Annotated in this window: 31 protein-coding genes; 5 read left to right on the top strand and 26 right to left on the bottom strand. The window is 60.7% G+C overall.

Annotated features, from left to right (window positions below; genetic code table 11):
- Nucleotides 1-6: 6 nt before the first annotated feature.
- From NT131_06375 to NT131_06350, 6 genes are all read right to left on the bottom strand, one after another.
- Nucleotides 7-1,239, bottom strand: coding sequence for a translation initiation factor IF-2 subunit gamma (locus NT131_06375; protein MCX6651262.1), 1,233 nt, complete (start codon nt 1,237-1,239; stop codon nt 7-9).
- Nucleotides 1,239-1,634 (bottom strand): 30S ribosomal protein S6e, encoded by a 396-nt coding sequence (locus tag NT131_06370; GenBank protein MCX6651261.1) that lies wholly within the window; start codon nt 1,632-1,634, stop codon nt 1,239-1,241. Before NT131_06370 ends, NT131_06375 begins: the two co-directional genes overlap by 1 nt.
- 91 nt (nt 1,635-1,725) lie before the next feature.
- Entirely contained in the window at nt 1,726-2,922 is a 1,197-nt protein-coding gene (locus NT131_06365; protein MCX6651260.1) for an NAD(P)/FAD-dependent oxidoreductase, read from the bottom strand.
- A gap of 4 nt (nt 2,923-2,926) precedes the next feature.
- Nucleotides 2,927-3,961, bottom strand: coding sequence for an NAD(P)/FAD-dependent oxidoreductase (locus tag NT131_06360; protein ID MCX6651259.1), 1,035 nt, complete (start codon nt 3,959-3,961; stop codon nt 2,927-2,929).
- Between the two features lies 1 nt (nt 3,962).
- Entirely contained in the window at nt 3,963-4,625 is a 663-nt protein-coding gene (locus tag NT131_06355; protein ID MCX6651258.1) for a hypothetical protein, read from the bottom strand.
- Nucleotides 4,626-4,682: 57 nt separating this feature from the next.
- Nucleotides 4,683-6,248, bottom strand: coding sequence for an aldehyde dehydrogenase family protein (locus NT131_06350; GenBank protein ID MCX6651257.1), 1,566 nt, complete (start codon nt 6,246-6,248; stop codon nt 4,683-4,685).
- Nucleotides 6,249-6,318: 70 nt separating this feature from the next.
- On the opposite strand from NT131_06350, the gene NT131_06345 reads away from it, so the two are divergent.
- Nucleotides 6,319-6,987: a hypothetical protein gene (locus NT131_06345; protein ID MCX6651256.1), complete on the top strand. Its 669-nt coding sequence runs from the start codon at nt 6,319-6,321 to the stop codon at nt 6,985-6,987.
- Here NT131_06345 and infB read toward each other — a convergent pair whose 3' ends face one another.
- From infB to NT131_06315, 6 genes are all read right to left on the bottom strand, one after another.
- Nucleotides 6,988-8,736 (bottom strand): translation initiation factor IF-2, encoded by a 1,749-nt coding sequence (gene infB, locus NT131_06340; protein MCX6651255.1) that lies wholly within the window; start codon nt 8,734-8,736, stop codon nt 6,988-6,990.
- Between the two features lie 116 nt (nt 8,737-8,852).
- Nucleotides 8,853-9,305, bottom strand: coding sequence for a nucleoside-diphosphate kinase (gene ndk / locus NT131_06335; protein MCX6651254.1), 453 nt, complete (start codon nt 9,303-9,305; stop codon nt 8,853-8,855).
- A 5-nt stretch (nt 9,306-9,310) separates the two neighbouring features.
- Complete coding sequence (locus NT131_06330; protein ID MCX6651253.1) at nt 9,311-9,622, bottom strand: 50S ribosomal protein L24e; 312 nt, start codon at nt 9,620-9,622, stop codon at nt 9,311-9,313.
- A 12-nt stretch (nt 9,623-9,634) separates the two neighbouring features.
- On the bottom strand, nt 9,635-9,847 hold the full coding sequence (locus NT131_06325) for a 30S ribosomal protein S28e (GenBank protein ID MCX6651252.1): 213 nt from the start codon (nt 9,845-9,847) through the stop codon (nt 9,635-9,637).
- A gap of 12 nt (nt 9,848-9,859) precedes the next feature.
- Nucleotides 9,860-10,231, bottom strand: coding sequence for a 50S ribosomal protein L7Ae (gene rpl7ae / locus NT131_06320; GenBank protein ID MCX6651251.1), 372 nt, complete (start codon nt 10,229-10,231; stop codon nt 9,860-9,862).
- A gap of 355 nt (nt 10,232-10,586) precedes the next feature.
- Nucleotides 10,587-11,324 carry a winged helix-turn-helix domain-containing protein gene (locus NT131_06315; protein MCX6651250.1) on the bottom strand — a complete coding sequence of 246 codons (738 nt, stop codon included), beginning with the start codon at nt 11,322-11,324 and terminating at the stop codon, nt 10,587-10,589.
- 71 nt (nt 11,325-11,395) lie between these two features.
- Here NT131_06315 and NT131_06310 point away from each other — a divergent pair, with 71 nt between their 5' ends.
- Nucleotides 11,396-12,025 carry a DUF1638 domain-containing protein gene (locus NT131_06310; GenBank protein ID MCX6651249.1) on the top strand — a complete coding sequence of 210 codons (630 nt, stop codon included), beginning with the start codon at nt 11,396-11,398 and terminating at the stop codon, nt 12,023-12,025.
- Nucleotides 12,026-12,028: 3 nt separating this feature from the next.
- Here NT131_06310 and NT131_06305 read toward each other — a convergent pair whose 3' ends face one another.
- The 9 genes from NT131_06305 to NT131_06265 all read right to left on the bottom strand — a co-directional run bounded on the left by NT131_06305 (nt 12,029) and on the right by NT131_06265 (nt 18,753).
- Entirely contained in the window at nt 12,029-13,003 is a 975-nt protein-coding gene (locus NT131_06305) for a thiamine pyrophosphate-dependent enzyme (GenBank protein MCX6651248.1), read from the bottom strand.
- On the bottom strand, nt 13,000-14,175 hold the full coding sequence (porA, locus tag NT131_06300; GenBank protein MCX6651247.1) for a pyruvate ferredoxin oxidoreductase: 1,176 nt from the start codon (nt 14,173-14,175) through the stop codon (nt 13,000-13,002). Before porA ends, NT131_06305 begins: the two co-directional genes overlap by 4 nt.
- A complete protein-coding gene (locus tag NT131_06295; protein ID MCX6651246.1) occupies nt 14,172-15,071 on the bottom strand; it encodes a 2-oxoacid:acceptor oxidoreductase family protein in 900 nt (299 codons plus the stop codon). Before NT131_06295 ends, porA begins: the two co-directional genes overlap by 4 nt.
- Nucleotides 15,072-15,157: 86 nt before the next feature.
- The gene (locus NT131_06290) at nt 15,158-15,664 is read right to left on the bottom strand and encodes a rubrerythrin family protein (protein MCX6651245.1); all 507 of its coding nucleotides are present in this window, start codon (nt 15,662-15,664) and stop codon (nt 15,158-15,160) included.
- Nucleotides 15,665-15,745: 81 nt separating this feature from the next.
- Nucleotides 15,746-16,663 (bottom strand): branched-chain amino acid transaminase, encoded by a 918-nt coding sequence (locus tag NT131_06285; GenBank protein MCX6651244.1) that lies wholly within the window; start codon nt 16,661-16,663, stop codon nt 15,746-15,748.
- A 9-nt stretch (nt 16,664-16,672) separates the two neighbouring features.
- The gene (locus tag NT131_06280) at nt 16,673-17,035 is read right to left on the bottom strand and encodes an acetolactate synthase (GenBank protein MCX6651243.1); all 363 of its coding nucleotides are present in this window, start codon (nt 17,033-17,035) and stop codon (nt 16,673-16,675) included.
- A 17-nt stretch (nt 17,036-17,052) separates the two neighbouring features.
- A complete protein-coding gene (locus NT131_06275) occupies nt 17,053-17,286 on the bottom strand; it encodes a hypothetical protein (GenBank protein MCX6651242.1) in 234 nt (77 codons plus the stop codon).
- Nucleotides 17,287-17,416: 130 nt separating this feature from the next.
- Nucleotides 17,417-18,214, bottom strand: a complete 798-nt coding sequence (locus NT131_06270; GenBank protein MCX6651241.1) for an amino acid ABC transporter ATP-binding protein — start codon at nt 18,212-18,214, stop codon at nt 17,417-17,419.
- An 8-nt stretch (nt 18,215-18,222) separates the two neighbouring features.
- Complete coding sequence (locus NT131_06265; protein MCX6651240.1) at nt 18,223-18,753, bottom strand: hypothetical protein; 531 nt, start codon at nt 18,751-18,753, stop codon at nt 18,223-18,225.
- A gap of 159 nt (nt 18,754-18,912) precedes the next feature.
- Here NT131_06265 and NT131_06260 point away from each other — a divergent pair, with 159 nt between their 5' ends.
- Nucleotides 18,913-20,118 (top strand): hypothetical protein, encoded by a 1,206-nt coding sequence (locus tag NT131_06260; protein ID MCX6651239.1) that lies wholly within the window; start codon nt 18,913-18,915, stop codon nt 20,116-20,118.
- A 45-nt stretch (nt 20,119-20,163) separates the two neighbouring features.
- Here the strand turns inward: NT131_06260 and NT131_06255 are convergent, their stop codons facing one another.
- The gene (locus NT131_06255) at nt 20,164-21,057 is read right to left on the bottom strand and encodes a glycosyltransferase (protein ID MCX6651238.1); all 894 of its coding nucleotides are present in this window, start codon (nt 21,055-21,057) and stop codon (nt 20,164-20,166) included.
- Nucleotides 21,058-21,187: 130 nt separating this feature from the next.
- Between NT131_06255 and NT131_06250 the strand changes: the two genes are divergently transcribed.
- Complete coding sequence (locus tag NT131_06250) at nt 21,188-22,294, top strand: glycosyltransferase (GenBank protein MCX6651237.1); 1,107 nt, start codon at nt 21,188-21,190, stop codon at nt 22,292-22,294.
- Between the two features lie 7 nt (nt 22,295-22,301).
- Here the strand turns inward: NT131_06250 and NT131_06245 are convergent, their stop codons facing one another.
- Nucleotides 22,302-23,213: a glycosyltransferase family 2 protein gene (locus NT131_06245; GenBank protein ID MCX6651236.1), complete on the bottom strand. Its 912-nt coding sequence runs from the start codon at nt 23,211-23,213 to the stop codon at nt 22,302-22,304.
- 88 nt (nt 23,214-23,301) lie between these two features.
- On the opposite strand from NT131_06245, the gene NT131_06240 reads away from it, so the two are divergent.
- Nucleotides 23,302-23,691 carry an ACT domain-containing protein gene (locus NT131_06240; protein MCX6651235.1) on the top strand — a complete coding sequence of 130 codons (390 nt, stop codon included), beginning with the start codon at nt 23,302-23,304 and terminating at the stop codon, nt 23,689-23,691.
- On the opposite strand, the gene NT131_06235 is transcribed toward NT131_06240, so the two are convergent.
- Genes NT131_06235 through NT131_06225 form a run of 3 tightly spaced genes read right to left on the bottom strand, consistent with a single transcriptional unit; the run spans nt 23,688 to nt 26,558 of the window.
- A complete protein-coding gene (locus NT131_06235; GenBank protein MCX6651234.1) occupies nt 23,688-24,587 on the bottom strand; it encodes a DMT family transporter in 900 nt (299 codons plus the stop codon). The two genes, NT131_06240 and NT131_06235, sit on opposite strands and share 4 nt — an antisense overlap.
- A 30-nt stretch (nt 24,588-24,617) precedes the next feature.
- Nucleotides 24,618-25,685 (bottom strand): NDP-sugar synthase, encoded by a 1,068-nt coding sequence (locus tag NT131_06230; protein ID MCX6651233.1) that lies wholly within the window; start codon nt 25,683-25,685, stop codon nt 24,618-24,620.
- 9 nt (nt 25,686-25,694) lie between these two features.
- Nucleotides 25,695-26,558: an ARMT1-like domain-containing protein gene (locus tag NT131_06225; GenBank protein MCX6651232.1), complete on the bottom strand. Its 864-nt coding sequence runs from the start codon at nt 26,556-26,558 to the stop codon at nt 25,695-25,697.
- Between the last annotated feature and the right edge of the window lie 76 nt (nt 26,559-26,634).

The following is a 26,634-nucleotide window of genomic DNA, read 5'->3' as shown; positions in this document are numbered from 1 at the left end:
GAGACCTCACTCGACGATGCCGAAGCCGATCAGGCGCCACTTATTGGCGATCTTGCGGGAGATGGCCACGCGCTGCCCCTCTTCGGCGCAGACCGGGATCTTCAGCGCGACCTCGGAAGAATCACCGCGGGCGCTGGTTACCAATCCCACCGTTGTCGCCGTCCCGATGCTCAGCATCAGGGGCTCGTTGGTCTTGATGTTCTCCACTACCATGTCGTCGCTGGTCCCCACGACGCGCTCGAGCAGGTGGGTGCTCATCTTGAACTTGAAATGGACCTCTGGAAGCGTCCCCGGCTTTCCGACTACCCTTCCGGTCAATCCGTCCGACTTGGTCATTGCCGGGTCCAGCTTGGTGCCGATGGCCACCAGGCCGCCGGACTTGATCTTGTTGATGGGGCCGCCGCCGGTGTGCAGCGACTCGATAGTAGTGGTAATGGTCTCCCAGCTGAACTTGCCGCCGGGCAGTTCAACTTTTCTGCCGGGGGATATCTCGATCTCGTCGCCGACCTTCAGCGTGCCCTGCATGAGCGTGCCACCGAGGACGCCGCCCTTGAGATCGTCAACGGAGTTCCCAGGCTGGTTGATGTCGAACGAGCGAGCGACGTACATCTTGGGCGACTTCTTCTCGTCGTGCTTCACCGTCGGTATGTGCTTCTGGATGGCGGTGATGAGCTTGTCGATGTTGACGTCGTGATGGGCGGAAACGGGGATGATCGGGGCGTCCTCGGCGATGGTGCCCTTAACGAACTTCTTGATCTGGTTGTAGTTCTCGAGGGCTTCCTCGCGAGTGACGATGTCGATCTTGTTCTGCACGATGATGATGTTCTGCACGCCGATGATGGACAAGGCCATCAGGTGCTCCTTGGTCTGGGGCTGGGGGCATTCTTCGTTGGCGGCGACCAATAACAGAGCGCCGTCCATCATGGCCGCTCCTGAAAGCATCGTGGCCATGAGGGTCTCGTGCCCGGGCGCGTCGACGAAAGAAACGGAGCGCACGAACTCGGCCTCGCCGCCGCAGACCTTGCATATGGGGGTGTTGGAATAGGTTTCCTCTTCGCACTTCTTGCACTTGTAGAAGGCGACGTCAGCGTACCCCAGCCTGATGGAGATGCCCCTCTTGATCTCCTCAGAATGTCTGTCGGTCCAGTCACCGGAAAGAGCCTTGGTCAGCGTGGTCTTCCCATGGTCCACGTGACCGATCATTCCGATGTTGACCTCAGGCTGGCGGGACACCTTCATTATTTCTTCTCCTCTTTTTTGACGATCAGTTCTTCGACCGGCTTCGGTCCCTGAGAAACGATCTTCATGTTTATCTGGATGGTGTCGGTGGCCACGGCGTTCCCGCGCACGGACTTCCTCTTCCTCAGTCCGCCCTCGGTGGTGTAGAAGCCGGTGCTGGTGGTCAGCAGCAGCTTCTTCCTCCGCGGGCCGGGGAGGTCCTTCCTCATGGCGAAGCCGTCCTTGTCGCTTCCACCAGTGATCGATAGCTTGTAGCCAGGCAGCCCAACGAATATCCCATCTATGGTGTCGCCTATCTTCTTCCCGATCAGGGAGTTGGCATGATGTCCCGATACTGGGACATTGTAAGACTTGCCGGTCTTCAGATCATTAACAACGGCCTTGAATTCAACCATTCCAAACACCTTTTGAGCGTTACGAGTATTTCGCCCTAATGTAGTACCACTTAAATAATTATTGGTGGAAAAATGGGATATGGGGGGAGGCTTAACAGCGCCTCGCCCGGATGTTCCGGCCGCTTCCTTTTATCAACGACTGGATGGTCTTTATCGGCTCCCGCTCCAAGGACGGCAGGGAATACATCATGTCGTCCGGCGAGACCAGCTCGTTCATGACCGCTCCCGACAGCAGCGAACGCAGGCGGACATCGATGCTCTCCGAGGACCACAGCTCCACGAGGGTGTCCCGCAGCACCGCCCCCATCATCAGCTGCCCGCCCATGACCTCCACGAGCTCCTCCTCGTAGCGCTGCCCCGCGCCCTTGACCATGAGGGCGGCGTGTTTTCCAGCCAGACCGCCGCAGATGTAGGAGGGCATGATGCCCTCGCCCACGAACGCGAGCGTTTGCCCGGCGGCGTCCCCGCAGAAGAGGACGTTGCCTCGGACCGGCCCGCCCAGGAAGCCTGGTACCGGCGCATCGCCCATCTTGACCTCCAGCACCTTGTCCACGTCGAAGTACCTGGAGACGACCGGATGCTCGGAGATCCAGTCCTCGAGGAATGTTCGTCGGGAAGCGTTGACGCCGACCAGCCCGAGGCCCACGTTGGCCCTCCTTTTACCTTTGGGAATGATCCAGCCGTAGCCCAGGCCGATCTCGCCCTCGATGAATATCTGCATGCATTCTGGCAGGTCCTTCTTGGCCACCAGCTCGAACTCTACTCCCCTCGCAACGTCCTGGGGGGAGAAGAACTCCGCCCCCATGGCCTTGGACATGGTGGAGTGCACCCCGTCCGCGGCCACCACGACCTTGGGCGATATCTCCACCTCCTGTCCGCGATGAATCAGGAGGCAGCTCTCGACCTTCCCGTCGCTCACCTTCGCCGATACCAGCCTGGTGTCCGCCTGCACCGAGGCCCCGGCCCTGGCCGCCCTCATGGCCAGGTGCTTGTCGAAGATCTTCCGCTCTACGGTTACGCTGCGCCAGTACGGTTCGAAGTTATCGATGACCGCCTCGCGCCCGAGCACGAAGCGGGTGAAGGAGTGGCGGGCCACGACGGTCTGCGCCGGGATGCGCATGCCCGAGCGTTTGACCAGCTCCAGGCCGATGACCTCGCCGCACTGCACCGGGGTGCCGATCTCCTTCTTCTTGTCGATCATCAGCGTCCTCGCCCCGCTCATCGCCGAGGACCTGGCCGCGCCGCTCCCGGCCGGACCGGCCCCCACCACCAGAACATCGCAGTCCATCGTCTCACCAGCCCCATTTCGCCGCCTTGCTGTAGGCACGGTTCAATAACCTGTTCTCCTTTCCCAGGGTCATGGCCCTCAGCCCGGCCATCCTCCCGTACCCTTTGCGGAAGGGGCTTATGGAGCGCTGCAGCGAGGCGTTGTCCATGCCCTTCAGGGCGTCGAAGGCCTTGGTGTAAAGTGAAAGCGCGTAAGGCGATCTGGCCCAGTCCTTGGCGTATGACGCCAGGTCGCCTTTCACGATGGAGGCCGCGGCCATCTTGGCCGCCACCATGCTGATGCGGATGCCCCCGAAGGTCAGGGGGTTCACCTGGCCGGCGGCGTCGCCCACCAGGCAGGCGTTCCCGCTCACCGTCTCGTGATAATCGTAGGGGATGGGACGGCCCTGCCTTTCGATGAACACCGGGCGAGGGTCCGCACCGCGGGTGAAGCCGATCCGGCTCCCCTTCTCGTGCGGGAAGACCCAGCGATACCCTCCCTGGTACCTCTGGTCGTAGTAGAAGTGCATGGCGTCCCTCTCCGTCCTATCCTCGGTGACGTACTGCTCCGCCCACAGCAGGCGGGGTCCGCCCGTAAAGAAGGTCCTCCGCACCAGGGAGTTCCAGCCGTCGGCGCCGACCAGCCACTTGGACCGGTATTCCTGGCCGTTCCGGGTCACCACGGTGTGGAGTCCGTCGTCCCGGGTTATCTTCACCGCCGACCCCTGCTCCAGATGGCATCCCTCCTTGCCTGCTTTTTCCAGCAGCTGGTGCAGGAAGGCCGGGCGGTCCAGGATGTACCCTCGGGAGGGCGTATCTATGTCGATGTCCCCCGGCCAGTGCTCTATCGTGCGTGATATCTCGAAGGTCACCGCTCCCGGGGTCAGCGGAGAAAGGTCGGCGAACGCCTTATGGCTCACCGCCTCTCCGCACATGCGGTGGTAGCGGTCGTAGTTCGGGCCCAATTTCTCCAGGGAAAGCACGTTCAGCTTGCCTTTGCTGAGATGGGAAAGGAAGAAGGCGGCGGCGGCCCCCGCCGGACCGGCCCCCAGCACTATCACGTCATGGCTTTCGATGGCCGATCCCCCCTGATATGCTGATCTGCTCCACGAAGGAGTAGCCGGTATCGAAGCCCAGGAAGGCGATGAAATAGAGGTACGTCGGAAGTATGGCCACCACGCACAGCAGCAGCACGGCCACCTTCAGCACCAGACGTTCCCTCAGCACTTTGGCCAACGGACTGTCGGGCATGCGGTCCCCGCGGTCGCTGAGGACCTCGTCGGCGAAGGCCGCCACCATGACCACTATAGCCCCTACACCGTGGAAGGGGTTCCCGTTGATCACCGCCAGTATGGTCAGGGCCCCGGCGGCCATGAACCCTAGCTGGAAGGCGATGTTGTCGTACTTGGACGCTATCAGCAGGGCCAGCAGCAGCCCGATGAAGATGGTGGCCGAACCCTCGTCCAGGAATATCAGCGCCCCCATGAGCGCCCCGGTTGGTATGGACAGTAATATGGCGCTGCGCTTGCTGCCGATGCCCAGGTCGAAGACCTGGTCCCCGTACTTTATCGCCATACCAAGCGTGACGAAGGCGAAGGGGATCAGCAGCTGGTGATGCAGAGGGACCTCTCGGCTGAACCAGGTGTAGGACCAGGCAATGAGAATGAGGGCCACGGTCAGGCCGAAGTACCATTTGGCCCGGCGGTTCCAACCTTTGCTCTTCATCTGACGTCCTCGGTGTTCTCTATCAAGCAGTACAATGCTATAATACCGTTTTCCGTCTCAGCGCTTCATGAACTGGCGGGCCCTTAACAACCGCTGCAGCATGCGGTCCTTCTCCCCGACGAAGGCCAGCATGGTGAAGTCCCGCATGGCCTCCATGCCTTCTTCGCTGTACGGGGGCCACCATATCTCCGAGGAGAATTTGCCCCGGTCCAGGTGCACGTGCTGGCGTTCTATCATCTCCTCGAAGCCATTGTCACCGTGGGTGCGCCCGAAGCCGCTCTCCCCCCGGCCGCCCCAGGGCGTCGCGCCGAGCCCATAGGTGTAGGCGACATTATTGACAGTGATGGTTCCGGACCGCAGCCGGGTGGCGATCTCCCTTCCCTTCTCCAGGTCGGAGGTCCACACGCTGCCGTTGAGGGCGTAGAGGGAGTCATTGTTGAGGCGCACGACCTCCTCCTCGCTGTCGAAGGTCAGCAGCACGACGATCGGTCCGAAGGTCTCTTTCTGCACGATGTCCGAGCTTTGCGCGGCGTTAGTTATCACTGTCGGCTCGAAGAAATAGCCCTTCTCCCCCGGCTTCCGTTGTCCTCCGATGAGGATCTTGGCCCCCTGCTCCAGGGCCCGGGCCACTTGTGTCTCCATGTCCTTGATCGCCTTCTCGGAGATGAGGGGACCGACGGTGAGCGAGGGGTCCTCTGGGTCGTAGCCCTGCTTGAGGGCGCGCACCTCCTCCAGGAAGAGCTCGGTGAACTTCTTCTCGACGGAACGGTGCAGGTAGATGCGCTTCACCGCCACGCAGGTCTGCCCGCAGTTCACGAAGGAGCCCCAGCAGGCGGCCTTGGCCGCCCTTCTCAGGTCGGCGTCCTTCAGCACGATGAAGGCGTCCTTGCCCCCCAGCTCGAGGGTCAGGGGCGTCAGGCGCTGCGCCGCCACCGTCATGATCCTGTGGCCGACGTCCGGGTGACCGGTGAAGACCAGGCGGTCGACGTTGGACCTGACCAGGGCCTCGCCGACCTCTTCCCCGGAGCCGACGATGACCTGCATGAGCCCCTCCGGGATACCCGTCTTGAGCATCATCTCCCCCATGCGTAGGGCCGTGAGCGGCGTGTGCGATGAGGGTTTCAGTATCACGGCGTTCCCGGCGGCCAGAGCCATCATGGCCTGGGAATAGGGTATGGCCAGGGGATAGTTCCAGGTGGCGATTATGCCCACCACCCCCAGCGGACGCGGTATCATGTGGGACGAGCGGCCCATGTAGCGCATCATGGTGGAGAGGCTGCCGAAGTCCACCGTGCTCTCGCGGAAGATGTGCTCCATGCGCCCCACGGCGAAGTCGCCCACGCTGAGGGCGTTCATGACGTCCGTCGCCAGCGCTTCCATGGCCGGCTTGCCGGTCTCCTGGGAGACCAGCCCGACGAACTCGTCGGTCCGTTTGGCCAGGGCGTTCTGCACCTGGTGCAGGATGTTCTTCCTCTTATCTAGCGGCAGGGCGGCCCATTCCGCCTGGGCCTTTCGTGCAGTGTCAATGATCTTTGGCACTTCCTCGGAAGGCGTGACCTCGGCCTCCCCCACGAACTCGAGGTTGGCCGGGTTGTACTTGTGGATGACCGTCCTTCGACTCATTGCCCGTGGAACACCGTAAGTGTAGATAACCCTGACCATGGTTTATCTATGGGAAAACAGATAATCGGGTATGTCCAAGGCGGCAGTGCTTCTTATGGTCCTGGCGGTCCTGATGGCCGCTGCCGTTCCCGGTTCCGCGTCAGCGATGTCTACGGACGGGGAGGCGGTCATTGCTGCCAACGGGCATCTGGTCCTTCTCAACTTCACCGTCTCTGAAGTTTCGCTGAACGATTCGTCCGAGGCCGGGAACGTGCGCTACCTGGTATATCTGGACCAGGATTCGTTGCAGGACAGTTTCGACGTCTTCATCATGGACCTGGGCAGCTACCAGGAGTACATCTCCGGGGGCGTATTCCAGCTTGTCATCGGTTGGTGCTCCAATAACGCCGGGGTGATCCCCGCCTACAACTACGTGCTATTGTTCAGCGCCGGGCAGTACGTGCTTGTCATCGACAACACGGACGTCGGAAGCGCCCCCAGTTCTCCGGCCGAACTAACGGTCCACTATGAAGTTACGGCTGACAACGTGGAGATGCAGCAGGAGTCCCGCTGGGACCTGTTCATCGCCCTCATGGTCCTTATCGGCCTGATCGGCGTGGCCTTCCTGCTCTTGGTGAACTTCTACACCAAGATCAAGCTGGAAAAGGTGCTCACGGAACGAAAGAAGAAATGCCTCCATTGCGGGGAGACCTCAGAGTCCGATGGCAAGTACTGCCCTCATTGCGGCAAGGAAAGATGATCACATTCCCCAGAACGGGTCGGTCTTGCGCTTGATCTCCAGAAACTGCTCCAGGACCTCCTTCTCGTCGACGTTGAGGTCGTAGTCCTGCAGGTTCTTTATCTCCGATTCTAGGATGTCCACGTAGAGTATGTCCTCCACGTCCATCTGGCGGCCGACCGTGGCGCCCTCGATGGCTATGGCGATCTCTTGGCCGGCTATCGCTTCTTTGAGGACGTCCTCGCCGGTGCGCAGCGAGCGTATGCGACCGATCTCCTTGCCGTCGGGAGAGATGAGCTTCTGGTTGTTGCGGATGCGTCCGGCCAGCACGCGCACGCCGACGATGGCTGGCTTGCTGGCCCGGAAGACGCAGTTGGGAAGGATCTTTATTTTGCCGGGGAAGGCCACCAGGGCGCGCTTGGCCAGCTCCGCCTTGCGCTTCTCTTCCTCCACCCACTTCTGGTAGTCATCGATGAGGCCGTAGACCACGTCGTTGGTGAAGACCTTGGCGTTGTGGTTCAGGAGCGCCTCCTTGGCGTCCGGGAGCATGTTGACGGTGAACCCCAGGACGACCTTGTGCAGCGGGTCGTTGTAGGCGTTCACCTCGGTGATGTCGCGCCGGGAGATGTCCCCGGTCTCGTACTTGCGGATGGGGATGGCGGCGCGCTTGCACTCATACGCCAGCGCTTCCAGCGAGCCGAGGGCGTCGGCCTTTATCATCAGGCCGTCGTCGGCCACCTCGATGTTTATCTTGGTCTCCTCGGCTATCTCAGACAGCACCTCGGCCTGATTGCCCTTGATGGCCCTGATGGGTGCCCCGGCGACGACCCCGTCCAGGTTCTGGCACAGCAGTTTCACTCCGGCGGCGGCGGAGATCTCCTTCATGCGGTCGAACTTGTCCCGCGGGTCGCGTATCTCGTCCAGGGGCTTGGGCTTCAGTATGGCCTTCACCTTGGTGACCAGCGGTTTTCCCTTTGTGCCCAGGGCGATGGTGTCCCCCTGCCGCAGCTCGCCGTCGTATAGGATTACGTCAATGGTCTGCCCCAGCCCGTGCTCCTCCTTGACCTCCAGTATGGTGCCTTTGGCCGGTCCTTCCGCGGTCTTCAGCGATTCCTCGAGGAAGCGCTGGGCCAGGCCGACCAGCACAAGTAAGAGGTCCGGGACGCCCTCACCGTTCTTGGCGCTGATGGGGACGATGGCGATGTTCTTGGTGAAGTTCTCGATGTGATCGTAACGTTCGGAGGACAGCCCCTCTTCGGCCAGGCGGCCGACTATGTTGTAGAGCTTATCGCTCAGCGCAGCCTGGGCCTCCTCGGTCTGGGCCTTCTCCGAGAGGATGAAGGGGGAGGAGGCGTGGGTGATCCAGCCGTCCACCAGGTCGATCTTGTTGAGGGCGATGATGAAGGGCGTCTTGAAGCGCCGCAGTATGTTGATGGATTCCACGGTCTGCGGCTTCAGCCCCTCGTTGATGTCGATGACCAGGATGGCGATGTCCGCCAGGGAGCCGCCGCGCGCGCGCAAGGTGATGAAGGAATGATGCCCGGGGGTGTCGATGAAGAGCAGCCCGGGCACGTTGAACTTCTTGCTGCCGATCAGCTTGGCGCAGACCTTGTAGACGTGGTCCAACGGGACCTCCGTCGCCCCGATGTGCTGAGTGATGCGCCCCGCCTCGTGCGTTATGACCGCCGTGCCCCGGATGTAATCGAGCAGGCTAGTCTTGCCATGGTCCACATGGCCCAGCACGCTGACTATGGGCTGACGGATGGTCATGGACATCGGATTCAGGAATGCGTATTAGTAACTTTTCCACGTCGCTTCAGGCCTGCGGAGCTGACGCTGGACGATAAAAATATGAAAAAATTGGGGTTTGAGGAAGGGATTTGGTCCTACTCGAACAGCCAGACCTTGTTGCAGGCTTCGTAGCTCAGGAGCTCGTAGTCGTTGAAGAACAGCTCGATCTCCCTCTTGGCCGACTCGGGCGAATCCGAGCCGTGTATGATGTTACGGCCGGTCTGCTGGGCGAAGTCCCCGCGGATGGTGCCGGGCGCGGCCTCCATCGGGTTGGTCTTGCCCATCATGCCCCGCAGCACGGAGATGATGTTGTCCCCCTCCCAGACCATTACCAGCACCGGACCGGAGGTCATGTAGTTTATGAGCCCGGGGAAGAACCCCTTGCCCTTGTGCTCGCCGTAGTGCCTTTCGGCCAGTTCGCGCGGGATGCGCATGAACTTCATGGCCACCGGGCGGAAGCCCTTGGCCTCCAGACGAGCGACTATCTGACCCATCAGGCCGCGCTGCACGGCGTCGGGCTTGAGCATCACGAAGGTGCGCTCGATCATTGGGCTCACTCCTTCGCTTCGGTCTTGGCCTCAGCCTTGGTCTTGGCCTTGGCTTTGACCTTCGGCTCGACCTTGGCCTCGGTCTTTTCCTCGGCCTTCTGCTCGGCCTTCTCCTTAACCGCTCGGCTGATGCCCTTCTTGGCGGCGTAGGCCTTGGTCCAGGTGATGTTCCTGGGCACCCTCTTCAGCTCCACCATGTTCTTGTAGCACTTGTTGGTGCAGAAGAGGAATACGGTGCCATCCTTCCTGACGTACATCTTGCCGGTTCCGGGCTCGATCTGCTCGCCGCAGAAGGAGCATAAGTGTTGCTCGACCATGTGATGACCTCCTTACCTTAGGGAGAGCTTCCTAGCCTCTCTGGACGTCTCCCTGAGCATCAGGATGTCGCCCATGCGGACCGGTCCCATGATGTTCCTGGTGATAATCCTTCCCTTATCTCGGCCGTCCAGCACGCGGACCTTGACCTGGGTGGCCTCCCCGGTCATGCCCGTCCTGCCGATTACCTCCACGACCTCTGAAGGGATGCTATCGTCTTCAGCCATTTCCTAACCCCTTTAGCCCTTTATCTTCTTGACCTGATCGACCAGGCTTTCCAGGATGGGCTTGCCCTTTCCGGCGTCGATGATCGCTATGGAAGCGGTGGGCTTCTCCAGTCCGCAGGAGTTTCCCAGCTGGGCCTTGCTGTCTACGTAGACGTAGGGAATGTTCCTCTCTTCGCACAGCATAGGCATGTGGGCCAGAATTTCCGGGGGCTGAACGTCCTCGGCCAGAACGACCAGGACGGCCTCTCCGCGCTCCACGATCTTTGTAACCTCATTGGTGCCCTTCTTGAGCTTGCCGGTGTCCCGGGCCAGCTCCACGACCTCATAGGCCTTGTCCTTGAGTTCCTTGGGCAGTTCGAACCTAACGAATACAGCTTTTGCCAAATTTATACCTCCTTCCGATGTTCAAGACATCCTCATCATTCACAGGCTCATAAGAGCAGGAACGCTCAAAGGAGTGGTCATATAAAAGGGTTATCCACACCCTCCGTGTCGCGGATGAACGTTGATCCAATGGAGCTGGCTGACGCATCTTCTCGTTATATAAAAAAGATGTGCAAGATATTAATGCTCTTCGGGCCTTCCTGGAGATCGGTGCAACCATTATGAAAGACGCGCGCAAGAGAATCTGCTTGATCGGAGCGGGCCTCGCCGTGCTCGGTGACGCTCTGGCCGTCATCGGCGTAGTGGTGCTGCTGGCCGTGGCCTTGTCCAAGGACTGAAACGCCCGTTCATCGTATCAGAGGCGGGAGAACAGCCGGCCCAGGCCGTCGATGGCGACGAAGCCCTTCTCCTCGATGGAGTAGAGGTGCGTCCGGCGATCCACCTTCACGTAGCCGGCGTCCACCAGCTTTCTGAGATGGAATTGCATGTGCCCCTTCTGCAACCCTATCTCCTGGCTCATCTCCGTGAAGCTTCGCGGGCTGATGTAGAGCAACGCCATTATCTTCAGCCGGGTAGCGTTGGAGAGGGGGGCGAGCAAGATCTCCAAATCCTCCGGTTCCAGCCCACCGAATGCGCTCTCGCAAGAGCGCCTGAGCATGGGGCGGCCCACCCGGAAGCGCAGGGTCTCCATCATGGCCATCTGGTCCCTGGCCCTCTTCACCACCGCGGAAAGGACCCGAGCGAGGTCTGGGCCGATGACCGGTACGGAGGCCTCCGACAGCAGGGGACGGAGCTCCTCCAGTCTATCTATCCCTCTGTTGGGGTCGTCCCTCTCGAAGCAGCTCATGGCATCGTCATATATGGCGGACAGCTGCGACAAGGCTTCTTTGGATTGGGATGACCGAGCGTCCTCCTGACCCATGGCGGCCCGGAAAGCCTCCCGGTTCAGATTTAGGAACGATCCTCCGATCTGCTCCCGGAAGGCTGCGGTCATCCCGTCGTACCTAAGGGAGCTGACGGACCGGTGGATGGAATCCATCTCACGGCGCAGCTCTTCGATCTTCCTCATCAGTTCTTCGTTCGCGTCGGTCATGTAGTAATAGAATATTAGTACTTAGGAATATTAAAATATACTTATGATTTAGGTCCATTCGGAGATAGGACATGAGAATCGGTGTCGTGGCCTGCGAATGCCTCAAGAAGGAGATGGAAATGCTGACGGAAGAGGATGCGGACATAACGTACAAGGAATACCTGGAATTCGGACTGCATTCATATCCGCAGGACCTGAAACGGGAGATAGTAAGAAAGGTCAACAGCCTCAAGGGGCAGGTCGATGCGGTCTTCCTTGGATATGGCGTCTGCAACTCCCTTCAGGGCATAGTCAGGGAATTGGAGGTACCTACGGCCACCATCGCCGCCGACGATTGCATAGGGGCGCTGATCACCCCTGAGGAGTACAGCCGGGAAAGGAAGGTCTGCGCGGGAACCATGTACCACATCCCGTTCGTGTCCGAGATGGGCCTCGATTACTTCGAGAAGGAACTGACCTCGAAGATGCCTGACTACAAGGAACGGGGCGTGGACCTTGAATGGTTCCTGGACATCATGTTCGATGGATACTCGAGATGCTTGTTCATCGACACGGGCATCGGCGAGCGCGAACGCTACGAAGGGCTGTCAAGGGAGTTCGCAAGGAAGCGCAACCTACGGCATGAGTCCCGGGAAGGGACGTTGGAGATGCTCAAGGCAGGCCTGACGGAGGCCAAAGCCCTGGCCTCCCGGGCTGCCTGACCCTCAGATGAAGTGCAGCTGCTCCTCGTGCGGCTGCCGCAGGGGCTTCTGCTTCTCGAAGACCGCGCACACCGGCTGCTCCACCTCGAACCCGTAGTGCAAGTACCACTTCCGGCACAGCCACTCCTGCAGCTTGGCGATGTCGTCGTTCTCCATGTGGCGGAAGCGACCTTGCAGCTTCAGGTAGTCGGTGACCGGAAGCATGGTCTGCGGGCGATATGTCGTGCGAGCTGTGCCCCCCTCGATCTCATAGAGCGTCCACATGCCCGTCTCCACCGCCAGTCTCGATATCTCTACGGTCATGGAGGAATCGGAGCGCCAGCCGGGCACGCACGGCGTCATCACGTGCAGGAAGCGGAAGCCCTTCTTGTTCTTGGCCTTCTCCACCTTCTTCACGAAGTCGTTGAAGTGGGCTATAGACAGCGAGGCGGCGTAGGCCGGGTCATGGGCGGCCACGATGGCCATGAGGTCCTTCTTGAACTCCCGCTTCCCCTTGACGACCTCCCCCACCGGCGTCGTGGTGGTCCAGGCCCCGAAGGGCGTGGCCCCGCTCCGCTGTATGCCGGTGTTCATGTACCCTTCGTTATCCAGGCAGACGTAGAGCACGTCCTCGTTGCGCTCCGCCGCGCCGGACAGCGCCTGCAGCCCTATGTCGAAAGTTCCACCGTCCCCGGCCAGGCCGACGACGATCGAGTCGATTCCGCGGCGCCTCTGCGCCGCCCGTATCCCGGTGATCACCGCCCCAGTGTTCTCGAAAGCCGTATAGAGATAGGGGGTGCGGAAGTTGCTGGTGGGGTACATGGCGCTGATGACGATGAGGCAGCTTGCCGGCACGTAAACGGTGGTGTTCTCGCCCAGTATCCTCATGATATTCTTCACTGCCACGGCCATGCCGCAGCCGGCGCAGGCCCCGTGCCCGCTGGTGAACATGTCGTTCGTAGGCATGTCCTTGATGGTACTCATCTCTCTCTCGCTCATTCCATCTCCCCCCTGAGGCCGTGCCAGGTCACCGGGCGCACGTCCTCGCCCCTGGACGCCCTTTCGACGATGGCGTACATCTCCCCCATGTGCGCCGGCGTGACGTCCCTGCCGCCGATTCCGGCTATGTGGCCGGTGACCTTCACCGGCACGTTGCACAGCGCCGCCGCCACTTCGGAATGAACGGGTCCGCCGCCGTTGAAGGAGGCGGAGCGGTCGAAGACGCCGAGAGCTTTAAGCGACTCGGTCGCCTGGCACAGCTCCTGGAAGGGGAACGGGCGCATGAAGCGCAGCTTGATCAGACCGGCCTTCTTCCCCTGCTCCCGGAGCTTGTCGACGGTCCTCCGGGCCAGCCCGGTGGCCGTCCCCAGCGTGAGCATGGCGTACTCCGCGCCCTCCATGCGGTACGTGTCGATCAGCCCGCCGTAGGAGCGGCCGAAGGCCTTGCCGAACTCCGCGTCCACCTCATTTATTACCTCGCGGGAGTGCTCCACCGCCCGGTCCAGCTGGTAGCGCATCTCCATGGCGTATTCCGGCGGCACTATCGGGTTTATGAGCCTGGGGTCCCGGGGGTCCAGCATGTTCAACGGTTCGTACTGTGGCAGGAAACGGTCCACCTCTTCCTGCTCCGGCAGCTCCACCCTCTCCACCGTGTGCGATAAAATGAACCCGTCCAGGCAGACCATGACCGGCAAGAGCACTCGCCGGTCCTCGGCCAGCCTGAAGGCCATGAGGGTGGCGTCCAGCGCTTCCTGGTTGTCCTCGACGTAAACTTGAAGCCAGCCGGAATCGCGCTCGGCCATGGAGTCGTTGTACTCCACCCAGATGCCCGAGGCGGCCCCCAGGCTGCGGTTCACGTTGGCCATGACGATCGGCAAACGGTTCTGTGGCACGCCGTACAGCATCTCGTGCATGAGCGCCAGTCCCTGCGAGGACGAGGCGGTGAACACGCGAACGCCTCCGGCGCTAGCGCCGATGGCGATGCTCATCACCGAATGCTCGCTGTCGGCCGGGATGAAGTCCGCGTCCAGCTCCCCGTCGCTTATGAACTCGGCCAGCTGCTCCACGATGAGCGTCTGCGGGGTGATGGGGAATGACGGAACGACCTCCGTGCGGGCCAGCTTGGCCGCGTAGGCCACGGCGTGGTCGGCGCTGATGACCCGAACCTTCACCTCGATCCCCCCTTGACCATGTCGATGGCCTTGACCGGACATACTTGCGAACAGATGCCGCAACCCTTGCAGTAGTTCAGGTCCCAGCGGACGTAGTCGTCCTCCTCCCGCTTGATGCACCCTTCAGGGCAGGAGAACCAGCAGCGCAGGCAGCGTACGCACTTCTGCTTGTCGTAGCGGGGGGTCTGAACGCGCCAGCTCCCCGTCAGGTTCTGGCGGGCGCTGCCCGGTCCTACCATCACCCCGTCCACGCTGTCCTCGGCCAGGGTCGTCCCGATGGGCACCTCTCTCCACCCTGGAAGCCATTCCTTCTTGGCCACCAACGGACGCATCCCCTTGCATCTTCCGACCGCCGCCTGTTGGTAGGCCGCCGCGGCCGCGGCCGTGTTGACCCGGGCGGCGTCCTTCCCGAACTTTTCCCCGAAGCGGTTCTCGATGGCCTGCCTCATGGAGTTCATGGTGACCAGGTCGGTCATCCTGACCACCGCCCCGAGTATGGCCGTGTTCACGATGGGCGCCTTCAGGAACTCCAGGGCGATGGCGCTGGCGTTGACCGTGGCGCATTCCACCTCGATGCCTAGGTCCAGTTCCGTCGGTAGCTTGCGGGTGTTGATGACCGCCCTTCCGTTCGGCTTCAGCCCTCTGGCCACCGGCTCGATGCCCAGAAGCGACTCGTCCAGCACCACCAGGAGGTCCGGCTCGTAGACCTGGGACTTGATGCTGATCTTCTCGTCATCGATGCGGGCGAAGGCCATCACCGGGGCCCCGCGGCGCTCGGCGCCGAAGAAGGGGAAGGCGTGAGCGTGCCTCCCTTCGATTACCGCCGCTTCGGCCAAAGTCTGGGCGGCCATGACCGCCCCCTGCCCCCCGCGACCATGGAATCGGACCTCGAACAAGGCAACACCTAGTCCATAGAGGCCAGTAGGCGATATTAAATTACTACTTGAAGAAAGGAAAAAAAAGGAAGCGGTTTGGGGGACGCTCAGAGCGTCTCCTTGAACATGTCCTTGGGGTTCCCGCAGACCGAGCACCTCTCCGGGGGCTCGTCGCCCTCGTGGACGTTCCCGCAGATCTGGCAGACCCAGAGCCTCTTTTTCGGCAGGTCCTTGTTGGCCTGCACCGAGCTTAGAGCGGCCTGGTACAGGCCCTCGTGGACCTTCTCCACCTGGTTGGCGTAGCTGAACCCGGTCCTGGCCACCCGCTCGCCCTCAGTTTTGGCCGTTTCGATCATGGCCGGATACATGCTGGTATGCTCGTAGTTCTCTCCACCGACGGCGGCCTTGAGGTTGTCCTCGGTGCTGCCGACACCGCCCATGGCCCTCAAGTGGTAGAGGGCGTGGATGGTCTCCGAATCGGCCGCAGCGCGGAACAGTTTGGCGACCTCCGGAAACTTGTCCTCCTTGGCCTTCTTGGCGAAGGCCAGGTACTTGCGGTTGGCCTGAGACTCGCCAGCGAAGGCGGTCTGCAGGTTGTCTTTGGTCTTGCTCATTATGGACCCTCCTGATGGTCGGTTGTGATGGATGTCGGCAAGATAAAAGGCTACGCACCTTCTCGCGGCCCGATAATCGACCTATACCAGGTCCAACCAGGCCTTGTATTTTGGCTCCTGGCCAGAGACCGCGGAGGTGAACTTGCCTTTCAGGGCCTTGGTTATGGGGCCGATGCTGCCGTCGGCCACCAGGCGGTTGTCGATGGAGCGGATGGGGGATATCTCCGCGGCCGTCCCGGTCATGAAGACCTCGTCGGCCATGTACAGCTCGGAGCGGGTGATGTCCTTCTCCACGACCTCGTAGCCCAGGTCCCGGCCGATGGTCATGACGCAGTCCCGGGTGATCCCTTCCAGTATCCCGGCGGAGACTGGCGGCGTGAGCAGCTTGCCCTTCTTCACCATGAACACGTTCTCCCCGGTGCCCTCGGCCACGTTGCCGTTGCCGTTGAGCATGAGCGCCTCGTCGCAGCCCCGCTGTATCGCTTCCAGCTTGGCCAATACCGAGTTCACGTAATGCCCGGAGACCTTGGCGTTAAGGGCGGCGGCGCGGTTGTTGTACTTCTCCCAGGAGGAGGTGATGATGTTGGCGCCCTGCTCCACCTGGTCCTTCCCTATATACACACCCATGTGCGTGCAGATGATGCTGACGTTCGTGGGCAGCTTGCTGGGGTTGAGCCCGATCTTGAACTCCGGGTGCACCCCGTAGAAGGCTAAGGGCCGGAGATAATCTCCCTCGGCGTCGGCGGTGCGCACCACATCCCGGCAGGCCTCGCACAGTTCGTCCAAAGTGTAGGGCATCTTCATCTGCAGCACCTTGGCCGAGTTCATGAAGCGCACCATGTGGTCCCTCAGGCGGAATATGTTCTTCCCCTGGGGGACGTGGTATACCCGTATGCCCTCGAAGACCCCGGTCCCGTAATGGAACCCATGAGCCAACACATGCACCTTGGCATCCTCCCAGTTCACCAACTGGCCGTCCATCCAAATCTTGCTTTTCATGAGCACACCTCAGAGGGCGTTCACTGCCCTTATGAACTTGTCCGGGTTGGTGGCCTGCAACATCTTTTCCACCTCTTCGATGGAGCCGATGAGCCTGGCCTTGGCCGTTCCGTTGCCCACCAGGGCATAGGCCTCCTGCCGGGTCCCGTCCACCAGCTCGACGTGGATTATGTCCTGCAGCCGCTGCAGGCTGTCCACAGCCCATTCCGCCTCCTTGCGGTCCGAGACGCTGAGCACCACGCGGGACTTGCCGGGGATCTCGCACTTCCCGACGACGATCGTGTCCACGTTAATCCTGCGGCGGGTGAACTCCCCCATGATCCTCTGCATGACCCCGAACTCGTCGTTCACGACCATCGAAATGACTTCCATGTCGATCCCCTTGACCTTCACTTCTTCTTGCCTTTGATCGGTATCTGGTAATTACGGACGGAGTGCTCCTTCTTGATGGGGGTGTAGTACCCCTCGTCGTCCCGACCGTTGTCCTGGCCGCACGGATACTTGGGAGTGGAGAGCCAGGGAAGCTGATGGCATTCGTTGCCGTCCATAAGCTTCTTGGGCCGCCGGGCCCCTCCCTGAGCCACACCGAAAAGCGCCAGACCGAGGACGATAGATCCTTTCATGAACACACCGACCGATGACCGGGAAAACCTGCGGTTTTCCCTTTCAAATACCCAAGACGCGTTGGACCAGAACAATGTCGGTCGAAATCCTCAGCGCGTACATGGTCCGTTTGTATTTCTACTGGCCTATTTAACATTTGTCTTGTCCGTTGTCCCCGTTCGGGACGAAATCGGTTGGTATTCCCGGGTCCATGTCGCCCACTTCCTTCAGTATCCTCTTCAGGAAGGTCTTGGTCCGGGGGTTCTTGGGGTTGACGAACATCTCCTCCGCAGTCCCCTGCTCGGCGATGACTCCCTGGTCCATGAATATCACCTTATCGGCCATCTCCCGGGCGAAGCCCATCTCGTGCGTCACCACCACCATGGTCATGCCCGACAGGGCTAGCTTCTTCATGACGTCCAGCACCTCTCCGATGAGTTCGGGGTCCAGCGCCGACGTCGGTTCGTCGAACAGGATGACCTTGGGGTTCATGGCCAAAGCTCGAGCGATGGCCACGCGCTGCTGCTGCCCCCCGGACATCTCGCCTGGGTAGGAGTCCGCCTTGTCCGCCAGGCCGACCTTCTCCAAGGTCTTGAGCGCTACTGCTTCGGCCTCTGCCTTCTTCATTTTCTTGACCTTCATCAGGGCCAGGGAGATGTTCCTCTTGGCGGTGAGGTGCATGAAGAGATTGAAGCACTGGAAGACCATGTTCATCTGGGTGCGCACGGCGTTGATGTCAATGTCCTTATCCGTGATGTTGTGCCCCAGGAATATTATCTTGCCGCTATCCGGTTCATTGAGTAGGTTCATGCAGCGCAGCAGCGTGCTCTTCCCGCTGCCGCTCGGGCCGATGATGGTGACGACCTCCTGGGGCATGACCTTCAGGGATATGCCGCGCAGGACATGGTTGTCACCGAATGATTTCTTGACGTCAATGAGCTCTAAGATGGGCTCCGTCATTTTGAATCACTCCCAATCATGCCAGGTATGGCGAACTTCTTCTCGATCATCTTCATGATTCTCGAGGCGCTGAAGGTCATGATGAAGTAGAGCAGCGCTACGAATATGAGCACGGGGATGGACTGGCCGGTATGCGCGCTGATCAGCTTGCCCCTCAGCGTAAGTTCTATGACCCCTATAGTCATGACCAGGGACGAGTCCTTGATCATAGTTATGAATTCGTTCGTGTAAGGTGGCAAGGCGTTTCTTATGGCCTGTGGGATGATGACGCTCAACAGCGCCAGGTAGTTCGCGCCAATGATAAGGATAAGGAACAGGACCACGGCGTTGGGCATGCTCCAGGCAGCATCATCGAAGACCTCGCCAAGGAGAGCCAGGAGGGACAGGGCGGTGAATCCTAGGAACGAAAGCAGCACCCACACCATGCGCCTTCCACCCGCCCTCTTAAAGGCCTGCACGCTGACGATGAACATTATCACGCATAGGCCTATGAGCACTATCCTCAGGGCCAAGTCCAACGGTTCCATGGCAGCTCAATCCCTTTGCGGAATGTAAATCGTTATGGTTCAAAGTTCGAACAAGACGAAGGGGGCGTTTTCCGCTGTTCGAAGCTCGTACCAACCAGTTCGAGGCCCGTACCAAAACGTTAATGACCCCTCGGCAAGGATTGACATTTAGGTGAAAAAATGCGGACGCTAAAGGTCTTGAGCCTTGTGTTAGTGGGAATGTTCCTGATCTCGGTCCTTGCCCTGTTCGCCGCGCCGGCCATGGCCGACGGCAACGGTTCAGGCAACGGCAATGGTAACGGGAACGGTCCCTGGTCCGAGGGCGGCGGGGAAACACCTGCTAATAACGGAAATAATGATAACAATAAAATGTACCAGAAGGGCGCAGACAGGTCCCTGATGGGCAAGATGCAGTACAGCCACGGCCAGGGCCAGGGCGGATTCGTGTTCTACGAAATCAACGAGACAACTGGGGTCATCACTGATTACGGCCTGATAACCTCCGAGGGCGAGAAGGTCCTGCTCACCAGCATAAGCGTGGAGGGCTTCGTGCCCGAGGACATCGATGTGCACGGCTCCATCGCCAAGCTGATCGATGGCGAGACCGTCGCCGTGGTGCATGACAACCCCACCGGGATGTACCATCTGTTCGTGAACGAGAGCGCCAACATGACCATCGTCCTCAGCGGGGACATGACGGTCATCGAGAACAAGGTGATGAACGAGCCCTGCAACATGACCTATCAGCTGGTGATCTCCGACGGCAACTCTACCGGGGTCATCGCCTCTGATGATCCCTTCGAGGTCACAGAGAACGGCACGGTCGTGAGCTGCAACGTCACCGAGCACCTGATGATCCGCTTCCTACCCCAGGTTGCCCATCGCCACCAGTGGATGGAGATGGTCCTGATGCAGGCCGTACAGAACGGTCAGGTGGCCGCCGAGATCACAATCGTGGCTGACGACGAGAGCGGGATCTACGACACCGTGTCCTACCGCAACGAGCTGCAGGTGCAGGTGCAGTCGGTGGTCAAGAACAAGTTCCAGCTGTCGGCCCAGGGCCAGAACGGCCAGGGAGCTTTGTTGCTGATAAACACCGAGACCGGCACCATGGACATGTCGCAGGACCACCTGCACGTGCGCCTGAACGGTACGGATATGCAGCAGGTGGACGATCCCCTTGAGCTGATCTACGGCCAGCCGGACCAGGCCTGCTACGCGGTCGTCGATAACGGCGAGGTGCAGCAGCTACTGGTCTATCTGCCAGCCGAATCTCTCGGCACAGTGACCGTCGAGGGCACGGATGCCCTCTCCGCCCTGCTCTCCCCCATCGGCCTGGTCATGGTGATAGGCGCCGTCGGCCTGGTGGCCTTCAAGAAACGCTGAAATATCTCTCCCCTAAACCTCTTCCCTCTTTTTTTATAAAAAAAGTTAAGGTTTGCTGTCGACCTCTTTGGTGCTCTCGACCACCTGCCACACCGCCCTGTCCCCTTTGTCCAGTTGGACGTGCAGGGCGGCGTAAACGCGGGCGAAGGCCTCCATGGACATGGCCACGGCCATTTTTATGGGGTGGCTAGCGTTGTCCTTCACGAAGCTGAGCCAGGCGTTGATAAGGAAGCGCTTGTCCCAGGTGGGTATGTCGTAATCGAACCAGCGCTTCATGTAGCGCTCGCCTATGTTCACCCTGGTCCTCTGGATGAAAAAATCGCGCACCGTGGTGGGACCGCGGTTGAAGATGAGCGCCTCCGATTCGTAGGCGATCTTCAACCCGCGTCCTTCGTGTTCCCGCCTTATGAGGTCCTCATCGCTGCCCATCCCCGTCGGTATCCTGAACCCCAGGTTCCGGAAGGCCACTATCTCCCCCACCTTGGGATGGATGAGCGACAGCCGATGGTGCATGTCCCAGAGCATGTGCACCGCGAACCCCATGAACGTCTCCTGGTCGTTCACCGGGACGGGATGGCCACCGACCATGCCTATGGATGGGTCGTTGAAGTGCTCGGCCATGCGGTCGAAGGTATCCTCCCGCATGACATTGTCCGCGTTGGCCAGGAATAGCACGTCGCCCTTGGCCTCGACCATGAAGGCGTTGACCGCCGAGTTCTTGCCCTCCCGCTTCTCCTGTCTGATGAGACGGACGCGGCCGTCGACGTTGCGGGCGTAGTCCTGCACCAGCTCGTCCGTGCGGTCGGTGCTGCCACTGGAAATGACCAGCATCTCGACCAGCTCCTTGCCGTGGAAGGTCTGGGAGGTCAGGGATCGCAGGCACTGTAGTATGTTCTTCTCCTCGTTGTAGGCGCAGACCCCAGCGGATATGGTCAGCATCTGAGGTGAATGGAGGCCTTTCCGATTATATAACTTCAGAGCCGGGCCCCGCTATTGTTGGAGAAAGCTTCCTGTTCGAAAATATATAAATACGTTGGAGATTTTTTGACTATAAAAGTTGGGATGCTTATTGTCCGAGTTCGATGACCTGACGGTTATTCTCCCCACCTACAACGAAGGAGGGAACATCCAGCCTATGCTAGAGAGCCTGGATTCTCTCTATCCCGGCGTCTCCGTCATCGTGGCCGACGACAATTCCACGGACGGGACGAGGGAGAGGGTGCTGGAGTTCGCCTCCAAGCATCCCCGGATAGCGCTCCTCGGTCGCGACCTGGCCGACCGCGGGCTCACCGCCAGCATCATGGACAGCATCTCCAGCACTAGGACCAGATTCTTCGTGGTCATGGACGCCGACTTCCAGCACCCGCCAGAATCCGTGGGGGAGCTGCACGCCCGCCTGGCCGGCGGTTCGGACATGGCCGTCGGTGTCCGTGAGGACAAACATAAACTGAGCTTCAGCCGGCATCTGGCCTCCTGGGGGGCGCATACCCTGGCCATGATCTACCTGACGGCCATGAGGCGGCCCATCTCCGCGGACACCATGAGCGGCTTCTTCGGCGGGCGGACCGACCTGTGCCAGGAGACCATTTCCAAGTACAGCGGCAGGTTCGAGCGGGCGGGTTTCAAGGTGCTCTTCGACCTGCTGAAGTTCCTGCCCCGCAATACCAAGGTGGAGGAAGTGAGCTTCACCTTCAGCTCGCGCCGCAGCGGCACTTCCAAGCTCTCCTCCCGGGTCATCCTTTCCATATTGAGGCAGTGTGGGATGATGGGCAAGACCGCCGCCATGGCGGTCAATTTCCTGTTCATAAACGTCATCGGACGTTATCTGTCGGCTCTGCTGCTGGGGCTGGTCTTCACCTTCTGGATGATGGAGGGACTGGAGGTGGCGTACGACGACCACATGGTCACCTCCACGGTACTGGCCTTCATCCTGGCCATGTCCTACCTGGTCATCGCCAACAAGTACCTGCTGACCCACGGGCGGCGGGACGTGCTGATAAGGGGGGTCAAGATGGTCTTCACGGCCTTCTCCGGATACCTGGTGGCGCTGTACGTCTTCTACATGGCCTTCGCGGCCTTCTCCGGCCCCATCGACGTGGAGACGCTGCCCCTGTTCCTGGGCTTCGGTATAGCCTATCTGTGGAACACGGCCAGCAGCACCCTAATGGAGAACTGAGCTTCAGCTAGGCGTTTCCGTTGACCATCCACCGCAGGGCGTCCATATATCCCTTCAGGTAATGGCGGAAAGAGCCCCTGGTCTTCTGCAAACCCATCAGCAAAAAGTAGTAAGGAAGCATGACCAGGGTCTGCCCCAGGTAGCAGGTGATGAACTGCAGGCCCTTCTTTCTCTTGCGGATCATCATGAGCATGTTGCGGCCGTAGTAGTAGGCCCGGAACGGGGTCATCAGATTGGAGCCGGCGATCCCGGTCGAAAGCGATACCTTGTGCTCGGCCATGGCGGCGGGCACCAACCAGGACTCGTACTTCCTCTCCTTGGCCCTCAGGCAGAGATCCAGGTCCTCGGCGTAGATGACGAAGTCCTCATCGAAAAGACCGATCTCGGAGAGCACGCTGGCCTTGACCATCAAGGTGCAGCCAGTGATGAAATCGACCTTCCTCTCACGGTTGCGACCGTCGTCCCGGCGGTCCATGAACTGATGGGTGGAGAAACCCATCCAGTGATTGAAGTGCCCTCCGTTGAACCAGATCACGTCCGTGCTGTAATAGAAGATCTTGGGACCGGCGATCCCGGCGTCGGGATACCTGTCCAGCACGTCCACCAGCTCGGCCACCATGCCCGGGCGGGAGACGGCGTCGTTGTTTATCATGAGAACGTGCGTAGCTCCGTCGGCTAGCGCCCGCCGGATGCCTTGGTTCGCCCCTTTGACGTAGCCCAGGTTATCCTGGTTCTCCAGGATGATCAGCCCGGGGAACTTGTTGCGAAGCTTTTCCACCGAGCCGTCCTGGGACCCGTTGTCGACCACCAGCACCTGCAGCTCGGGGTTCCCTTCGTAAAGTGAGCTGACGCATTGGACGGTGTCCTCCGCCCGATTCCAGTTCACCGTTATCGCATAGGGCTTGGCGCCGGTGGCCATGTCCCTCGATATGGCCTTACGCTATAAATCTAATTCTCAGTAGCATTCCTACAAAGATTTAACTTCATGCACCTTCAATGAGAAAGGGATGTCCTACAAACAGTTCGATGTGTACATACAGGACCGCCCGGGGGAGATCTCCCGGGTCGCGGAGGCCTTGGCCCGCAACGCCGTCAACATCCGGGGCATGGCCACGGATGCTAGTGGCGGAAGGACCGGGGTGCACATAATCACCGACGACGACGTCACCGCCCGCAATTCCTTGAAGGCGGCGCAGCTGGATTTCAAGGAGCAGGAGGTCGTGGTTGTCTCCATGGCCGACCAGCCGGGCGAGCTGTCCAAGCTCACCAAGAAGCTGGCCCGAGGAGGCGTGAACATCAATTCCCTGTTCATGCTGGGCGGCCGGACGAATATGGTGGAGATAGCCATGACCGTCGATCGCGTGGTCGAGGCCAAGAAGCTGTTGGACTTCTCCTAGGCGCCGGACCGCCTTCTCCTGGCCCTCTCCAGGCCTTTGACGGATATCACCATTATCGCCGCCAGAACGAGCGAGCCGCCCACCACGGTCATGGTGTCCGGCCTCTCCCCGAGCAGTAGGAAGGAGAAGAGCAGGCCGAAGACCATCTCCACCAGCAGTATTATGGAGGTGGTGGTCGCACCGAGGGACTTCAGCCCGACGTTGTAGAGCAGGAAGGCCACGGTGGTGCAGAACACTCCAGTGTACAGTGCGAGCACAACACTGGATGCCCCGATGGTGAAGTCGGAGGTCATGGCCAGCCCGAAGGGCATGGCGAATATCCAGGTGATGAGGATCATGGTGCAGGTCATGTGCACTAGCCCGTAGCCCTTCTTCAGCACCTTGGTCGACAGGACGATGTAGAAGGCCCAGGCCACGCCGGCCAGGAACACCAGCAGGTCTCCGATGAAGGAGCCACCTCCTAGGTTGGAGAGGTCCCCGCCAGTGGCGATGAGACCGACACCGGCCATTCCGAGCACCAGCCCGGCCACGATGCGCCGGTTCAGTTCCTCCTTCAGGAACAGAACGGCCAGCACGGCCACGATGACCACGTTTATGTCCACCAGCAGCACGGTCTTGCTGGCCGTGGTATAGGTCAGCCCGACGTTCTGCAAGAACATGCCCATGGCGTTCAGTAAGCCTATCAGCCACAACCACTTGTCCTTTAGAAGGGAGAGGTCGAGCTTGAAGGCCAGCAGTATCGGTATGATGGAAAGCGCGGAGAAGGTCGCGCGCATGGCCGTGAACAGGTAGGGGTCGGTGTCCTCCACTCCCAGCTTTCCGGCCACGAACGAGGTGCCCCAGATCATGCCCGCTGTCAACAGCAGGGCGTAAGTGCGTCGGGGCGTCTCGGCCATGTCCAGCGGAAACGTGTCCGAATATTTATCTCAGATGGAGGACCCCGGTTCGAAGCTGCGGCCTTCGGCCCTGGACCCCGGTCCGACCTGCGCCCTGTCTCCTAAAATGCAGTCTGTGAGCATGGTTCCGGCACCTACCTGGCATCCTTCACCGAGAATGCACCCGCGCAGGGTCGTTCCCTGGCCGATGGCGACCCGGTCTAGTAGCAGGCAGTCCTCCAGGACCGCCCCCCGGCCTAAGGAACAGCCTGAGCCCACGGCACTGCGCTTGACCTGGCTGCCCTGGGCCCTCACCCCTTTTCCGAAGAAGGCCGGACCGACCACGGCCGCTTCCGATGGTGCTTTTCCAGCCACGGGACCGTGCGCAGAAGGGTTGCCCCTGCGGGAGGCCATGTCCATGTTGGCCAGGAAGAGGTCCGAGGGCCTCCCGATGTCCTTCCAGTAGCCGATGAGAGGAGAGGCGAAGAGCCCGCGGCCCCTCTGCAGCATGTCCATGTAGAGGTCTCGGGAGAAATCGTACTTCCGCCCGGCGGGGATGAGGTCCAGCACCTCCCTTTCCAGCACATAGGTGCCAGCGTTGATCACCCGGGAGAAGACCTCCTCGCGGCGGGGCTTCTCCTTGAAGCGCTCGATGCGCCCGTCCGCTCCCACGCCCACGATGCCGAACTGCTCCGGGCGCTCCACCTCGGTCAGGCCCATGGTGGCCTCCGCCCCGTGCCCCACGTGGAAGTCGATGAGCGCCCCCAGGTCCGCGTCCGTCAGGGTGTCGCCGCTGCCGACCACGAACGTCCCTTCCAGGCGGTCCTCGAGCAGCTTGACCGCCCCGGCGGTGCCCATCGGCTCTTTCTCGTAGGCGAGCTCGATGTCCACGCCCAAACGTTCTCCCCGCCCCAGCACCAGCAGGATGTCCTCGGAGCGGTAGCCGCAGGCGATGAAGATCTGCTCCACGCCGGCGTTGGCCAGGGAGGAGATGACGTATTCGACGCAGGGAACGCCGAGAACAGGCAGCAACGGTTTCGGCCGAGTGTTCGTCAGAGGCCGCAGTCTGGTGCCCTCCCCTCCGGCCAAAATCACCGCCTGCCTTACATTTCCTCTCATTCCCTCACCTCATTCGAACAGCCTGATCACGTTGCGGTCCTTCCTGGCCCCGATGGCCTGGGAAACTGGCAGACACTTGCTGCGCAGAAGATGAACGATCGGCCGCACCCAGGTGCCGGAAAGCGCCTCGAAGTTGGCCATGCCCTTGGCGATGACCAGGTCGGCGCGGCGCAAGGCCTCCAATAGCTCCTGCGGAGCCAGGTCCAGGTCGATGCCGATGGCGAAGGCTCCGGTGGTCATCCGCTCGTCCAGCAGCCGGTCGACTCCGGAAACCTCCAGGTCCGCCCAGGTGGCGTCCGAGATGATCGGTTCGCCCTTGACCACCCCGGTCACCTTCAACCCCATCTCTTTAATCTCTTTCAGCAACGGGATGTCCAGCACAATCTCGCCGCAGTTGTCGAAGAGGTACACCACCTCCTTCGCCCCTGACAGCACCTCGCGCATGCGAGGGACGTCGTTCGGCTCGGGCGCCTCGGCCAACAGCGAATCGAAGGTGGAGCGGAGCTCCTTGGGGCTCTCGAACCCGCCGATGCCGAAGTCCATGACGTTGCCGGCGATGGCCACCAGGCACGCGGCGGTCAAGCGGTCCTCGGAAGCGTCGACCAGCTCCTGCCCCCGGGGCAGCAGGGTGAAGGCCACCTGATTGGCCTCCTCCTTGAGCTTGGCGTAGGGATCCTCGACGCCGAGGAGGTCGTAGTTCAGCCGGTGCACCTTGGTGGCCAGGGCGGCCGACCTTATGCCCGGCGACCATTCCTCGGCCATGAGCTGGACGCAGGCCGACATGACCTCCGTCTCCTTGGATGGGTCGACCAGCCTGGTCTGGAACAGGATCCGGCGCAGCAGGCAGGGGGCGCATTCGGCGGAGAACTCCATGGGCGGGGAACAGGGGCGGGCGCTATTATTCCTTTCGTTCGCCGATGCAAAGTTAATATCCAGAGAACAGATTTGG

The organism is Methanomassiliicoccales archaeon, assembly GCA_026394395.1.
In the GTDB taxonomy this organism is placed as follows: Archaea; Thermoplasmatota; Thermoplasmata; order Methanomassiliicoccales; family UBA472; genus UBA472.
Note: the sequence above shows the minus strand (reverse complement) of the source record. Positions and strands in the feature narration are given on the sequence as shown.